Consider the following 5848-nt stretch of genomic DNA (forward strand, 5'->3'; position numbering starts at 1 on the left):
CTTTGTGAAGTTGACAGATATTCATGGACAATCTGTGCCTTCAATTCTGATTTATATTTGACCATAGAAAAGGTGCCCCACAATCATTAGATTTCTTGTCTAACAATTGTAGGGCACTTCATTGATTGACGATCACTTGCCTGCTTTACTTTTAAAGTGCTGTTAAGATTGCGAGGTAAACACAAGTTACTAAGAATAGGAGAAGAATAAATTTATAAACCCACTTCCAATAGATCGTAATTGGGATCCGTGAAAGAGCGAGGGCACCAACCAGCATTCCAGCAGTCGGTGTAATTGCAGTGATCAATCCCGTAGCGGCCTGGTAAGAAGTAACCAAGACACTCCCGTCAACGTGGGCAAACTGAGCCAACGAACCCATAATCCCCATCGTTGCTGCAGCTAATCCAGAGCTTGATGGGATCAGGAATGAGAGAATAATAAAGAATATAAAGGCTAAGATAATAAAAGCAGCTTTGGGCATTCCCGCTAAAGAAATTTCACCCCAATGAAGGATTGTTCCGGTAATCTTACCGTTATTCATAACAACCTGGATTCCCCGAGCAACCGCAACAATAATTGCAACATTCAGCAGGTCACTCATCCCACTCATAAATGAATTAATAAATTCGGTTTCTTTAATGTGACCAACAAACATAATGACGACTGACATAAATAAGAATAGCATTGTAATTTCGTTAAAGTACCAACTACCCAATGCGGTCATATCAGCACCTAAGAAGTCGCCAAGGAACGGAATCTGGGTGAGCCATTTAGTAAAGCTTTCAAAGAATGTCCAGGACTTATTAATACTTGTCCAGGGAACTAACCCCACAATCATAATGATAAACGTTAAAGCAAAGACCCAGAGGACATGCTTTTGAACCTTGGTTAACGGTTGTGGTTTGGTCGTCCGCTGGTCAACTTCAAAGAACTTCATATCCGCTTTTCGTTGCGAATAAACTAATGATTTTGTCGGATCCTTTTTAATCTCGTCAGCATAGCGCAATACAAAAGCAATCGTTAAGGCGGTCACAATGATCAATAAGATGATCCGAAAACCGAGTCCTGATCCAGGAGAAATTTTAATGATACCAGAAGCGACTCCGGTGGAGAACGGGTTAACTGTTGATGCTAAATCACCAACCCGAGTTCCGAGTAAAATAATTCCAGCAGCAACGAGTGAATCGTAGCCGACTCCCATCATGATTGGAACGATCAGCGGGAAAAATGCGAGGGTTTCTTCACCCATTCCATAAGTTGAACCACCGATCGCAAAGATAATTGTCAAGACAATAATCAGCCGTTTTTCGTGTCCCTTAGAATTTTTCACAATGGAACGAATACCGTCGTCCAAGGCTCCAGTCTTATTAACGACCCCCAGGAAGCCACCAATAACCAGAATAAAAAGGGCAATATCAATCGCACCAGTAGTTGCCTTATCACCAATCATTCCAATAATTGGTGCCATAAAGATGTCCCAAATTCCTTGCGGGTGACTAGCAACCGTGTGATAAGTCCCGGAGATCATATTCCCCGCACTATTAACCTTGTATTCCCCAGCCGGGATAATCCAGGTCAAGACAGCAATTAAAGCAATCAGTAAGAAGAGAATTGTAAAGGCCGAGGGCATATGAAACCGGTGCTTCTTCTGTACTTTTTTCTCCATAAGCTCACCTACTTTGCAAAGAATTCCTTAGCTACTTGTTTATAAAAATCAACCGACTTATAAAAAGTTTCAACGTTCACGAATTCATCAGTTTGGTGTTGCGTATTGTTTCCTGGTCCAATTTCTGCAATTGCAAAGTCACCTTTTCCATGAAGAAATTCTGAACCATCACTTGCTCCAGATTGGCCAATTGCCTTTACAGAACGATCCATAAATATTTCACCATGAACCTTTTCCATCAGCTTAATCAATGGAGCATTCTTGTCTCCCAGCATCGCTTCTTCCGGAAAACTATAACGAATACTTAAATCATAGCCGTCCTTCTGATTCAACTTCTCTACCAGATCATTTAAGGCAGCAAAGACGACCTTATTCGGGTATTCAGGGATTGTTCGAATATTTCCCTTAATAATTGCCTTATCAGGAACGGAATTAATCTGTGAACCACCCTGGAAAACGGATTGAACATGGGTCAGCTTACCCAAAATTGGGTTTTTCTGATCAAACCGGGCCATTAATGGCTTTACCTGGGTTGCAAAATCAATCAGGTGATCAATTGCATTGATTCCCTTTTCCGGTTGAGAACTATGGGCCTGCTTCCCTACTGAGGTAAAACAATATAATCAATGACTCCCTTTGACGTATAGCCGATCTCAGTCATATCATTTCCTGGTTCAGCAATGATTAGACCAGCTAACCCATCTGCATAACCTTCTTTAGTAAGCTGGGCCGCACCATACTCACCTGTTTCTTCACCAACCGTACAAAGCAACCTAATTTTTCCGGAAACTGAATTATCTTCGAGCATCTCCAGCATACTGATAATTAAAGCAGCTAACCCACTCTTCATATCAGAAGCTCCACGGCCATATAAATTGCCATCTTTTATCGTTGCCTGGAATGGATCCGTCTGCCAATCGGATTCATCCCCAGCAGAAACCACATCCTCATGACCAGAAAAGCCCAAAATCCGGTCACCAGAACCAATTGTCACTACCAAATTATCTCGTCCCGGAGCGTATTGAACCCGCTCAATCTGAACTCCCTGATCTTGATATGGGGCAAAAAGTGATTCGATATAGTCAGCGACTTCACTCTCGTTATCGTTTACTGACTTAATACTGATTAACTTCGCTAGAATATCAATTTGTTTCTGCTTTTCCATGATGATCCCTCCTGAGTTAGATTTCATCTATATTAAGCAACCGCTTACAAAAATAGCATATCATATATTTGATATTCATACGATATTAAATTAACGTGTTATAAGTGGATAATAATACGTTATTCTAGTAATTTCAAAATAAAGATACGATAAATACAGCTAATTTCATTTCGTAATCTGGTTTGCAATAGTTATCTCTCGAAAAGCCAGTAAATATGATTTTTTATTGCCAATTAAGTTTGTTTTATCTATTACTTAGTGATAATATTAACATGTAAGCGATTACAAATAGACTAGAATTAATTATATTTAAGAAAGGGTGGTCCTTTATGGGTGAACTAGAAGGCAAAATTGCAATTGTAACTGGCGCTGCAAAAGGTTTTGGTCTTGCTAGCACAAAGGCATTCATTGATGAAGGCGCAAAGGTTGTCATGACTGATGTTGATGATGCTGAAGGTCAAAAGCAGGCCGAACAGTTTGGTGACAAGGCGATCTTCATCAAGCAAGACGTTTCTGATGAATCTTCATGGCCAGAAGTATTCAAGAAAGCTGAAGAAACTTTTGGGCCAGTTAATATCCTGTTAAACAATGCCGGAATTCTTCTTTTCGATAATGCCGAAGAAGTTAAAATGGAAGACTTCCACAAGATTCTTTCGGTTGACCTTGACGGGGTTATGCTGGGACAAAAGTATGGTATTAAGCACATGAAGAAGAATGGCGGTTCAATCATTAACCTTTGCTCAATTGCTGGATTAATCGGGATTCCTAACCTCTTCTCCTACAATGCCGCTAAGGGTGCTGTCCGTTTAATTACTAAGTCAGCCGCCCTCTATTGCTGTGATAAGAACTACCCAATTCGGATCAATTCAGTTCACCCTGGCTATGCTCATACACCAATGGTTGATTCTTATCCAGAAATGCGGACCAGCCTTGAAGCATTACACCCAATGGGTCGGCTCGGTGACGCGGATGAAATTGCCAACATGTGCGTATTCCTCGCCTCTGATCGTTCTTCATTCAGTACCGGTTCTGAATTTGTTACTGATGGTGGTTACACTGCTCAATAAAAATAAATTCTTAGTTTTTAGCCATTAATACCAAATAAGCTGCCACTTAGATCGATTTGACCTAGGTGACAGCTTTTTCTGATCCAGTGACTTCCTGTAAGAAATTGGAATGCTTTGAAATGAAGATTTGAGAAAGCTCTTATAATAATTAGATTTCCCACTAATATGATATAGTAGAGATGAGGATTAGGAGGAATGTAATTATGTTAAAGGCTTACAAATATTATTGGGAAAACGCATTTAAATACCAGGCCACCTCAACCCGGGCGGATTACTGGTGGGCAGTGTTAATGAACGTCATTATTTATGCTATTTTATGGCTTCTACTAGCCGCTTCCGGTGTTTCATCAATTGGCTCCCTGGTAAACGGGACAACCCAAGGACTGGGGATGGTACTAATCATCGTAGTTATCATGGGAGTTTTCGGGTTTGCTAATATCTTTCCCGCAATTTCAATCACTGTTCGTCGGCTTCGGGATGTCGGCCTTTCCGTTTGGTTCCTATTTGCCGTTTGGCTCTTTTCAGTTGTTTTAGGAAACGTTGATAACGCATTTTGCGAAGGACTGATGGCTGCTTTAGAAATCGTTGTGTTAGTCTTCATGTGCTTACCAAGCAACTATATTAATAAACAAGGCTGGTGGAGTCCAAACAAGGATAATGATCAAGAGATTCCTAGTTTACGGAACGAAAATTAATTTAAGAATGAACCCAAGCGTTAAGAAAAATGGCGCTTGGGTTTTGTTTTAAGGTTGATTCATGTAAAGATGATTTAGGCGACGGACACCCTCACTCGGCATTACCATCTAAAAGGGAGTCGTGAAAAGCTTTCAACTAACACAAGGGAAGAATTAAAATTAAAGCGTTTTCTACCCATTTTCCACTACTTCGTGCAATAATAAACATGTTGATAGATAACTTTGCTAATCATAAAAGGAGATCTTAGTATGGTTGAAGAACAAAAAGTCGCTGTTATTACTGGTAGTAGTCGTGGCATTGGTAAAGGAATTGCTGAACAGCTCGGTAAGGATGGCTATGCAATGGTTATTAATGGCTACCATAAAGACGAAACCGATAAAACTACTAAGGAATTAGCTGATAAGGGATTTAAGGTTGTTTCTGCGCCAGGTGATGTTTCCAAGAAGAGTACTCACGAAATGCTTGTTAAGACAGCCGTTGATAACTTTGGTCGTCTTGATACTTACATTAATAATGCAGGGATTGCTCAAATTGGCAACTTACTTGATGAATCTGCAGAAGACTTCCATAAGATCTATGCAACAAATGTTGACAGTGTTCTCTTTGGCATTCAAGCAGCTGCCGAACAATTTAAGAAGCAAGATGATGGCGATAAAATTCGTAAGATTATCAACGCTTCAAGTATTGCTGGACATATCGGTTATGAACAACTCGGTGCCTACTCTTCAACTAAGTTTGCTATCCGTGGCTTAACTCAAGTTGCTGCTAAAGAATTAGCTAAGTTTAACATCACCGTTAATGCATATTGCCCTGGTATCGTTGGTACTGATATGTGGGACTTCATCGACGAAAAGATGGTGGAAGAAAACGGCGGTGAAAAGGATCAATACCTAAAGGCCGCCATTGACGGAATCGCTCTTGGTCGTGTTGAGCACCCATCAGATGTTGCCAACTTTGTATCTTACCTTGCTTCAACCAAGTCCGACTACATGACCGGTCAAGCAGTCCAAATCGACGGTGGAGTTCAATTTATTTAATTAAGTTTTACGGATGCGTCTACGAATTTTAAATATTACAATGTAGCATTTTTCCTAAAAGCATAAAAAAGTCAGTGAGGCTCTGTGAAGTGCCCTACTGTCAACACCGATTTTAAAATGTAGGATTTCACCGGTTTAAAAATGTCGTTTTTCACCGATTTACTTTTGTGTCTTTGTGTGTTCTTGATAATCTTTCATTCGATATGATTTTCCAGTA

At 40.2% G+C, this 5848-nt stretch carries 4 protein-coding genes and 1 pseudogene; 3 read left to right on the top strand and 2 right to left on the bottom strand.

What is annotated here, in order from left to right; all coding sequences use genetic code 11:
• Positions 1-151 precede the first annotated feature (151 nt).
• A complete protein-coding gene (locus tag HUK49_RS10145) occupies positions 152-1666 on the bottom strand; it encodes a YfcC family protein (protein ID WP_191913633.1) in 1515 nt (504 codons plus the stop codon).
• An 8-nt stretch (positions 1667-1674) separates the two neighbouring features.
• Positions 1675-2831 (bottom strand): annotated as a pseudogene (locus HUK49_RS10150) (ArgE/DapE family deacylase).
• A 329-nt stretch (positions 2832-3160) separates the two neighbouring features.
• On the opposite strand from HUK49_RS10150, the gene HUK49_RS10155 reads away from it, so the two are divergent.
• The 3 genes from HUK49_RS10155 to HUK49_RS10165 all read left to right on the top strand — a co-directional run bounded on the left by HUK49_RS10155 (position 3161) and on the right by HUK49_RS10165 (position 5631).
• Entirely contained in the window at positions 3161-3898 is a 738-nt protein-coding gene (locus tag HUK49_RS10155; RefSeq protein WP_191913634.1) for a glucose 1-dehydrogenase, read from the top strand.
• A 203-nt stretch (positions 3899-4101) separates the two neighbouring features.
• The gene (locus HUK49_RS10160) at positions 4102-4593 is read left to right on the top strand and encodes a DUF805 domain-containing protein (RefSeq protein WP_191913635.1); all 492 of its coding nucleotides are present in this window, start codon (positions 4102-4104) and stop codon (positions 4591-4593) included.
• Between the two features lie 249 nt (positions 4594-4842).
• On the top strand, positions 4843-5631 hold the full coding sequence (locus HUK49_RS10165) for an acetoin reductase (RefSeq protein WP_191913636.1): 789 nt from the start codon (positions 4843-4845) through the stop codon (positions 5629-5631).
• The last annotated feature ends 217 nt before the right edge of the window (positions 5632-5848 follow it).

Origin of the sequence: Limosilactobacillus portuensis, from assembly GCF_014838735.1 — a bacterium.
GTDB classification, from domain to species: Bacteria; Bacillota; Bacilli; order Lactobacillales; family Lactobacillaceae; genus Limosilactobacillus; species Limosilactobacillus portuensis.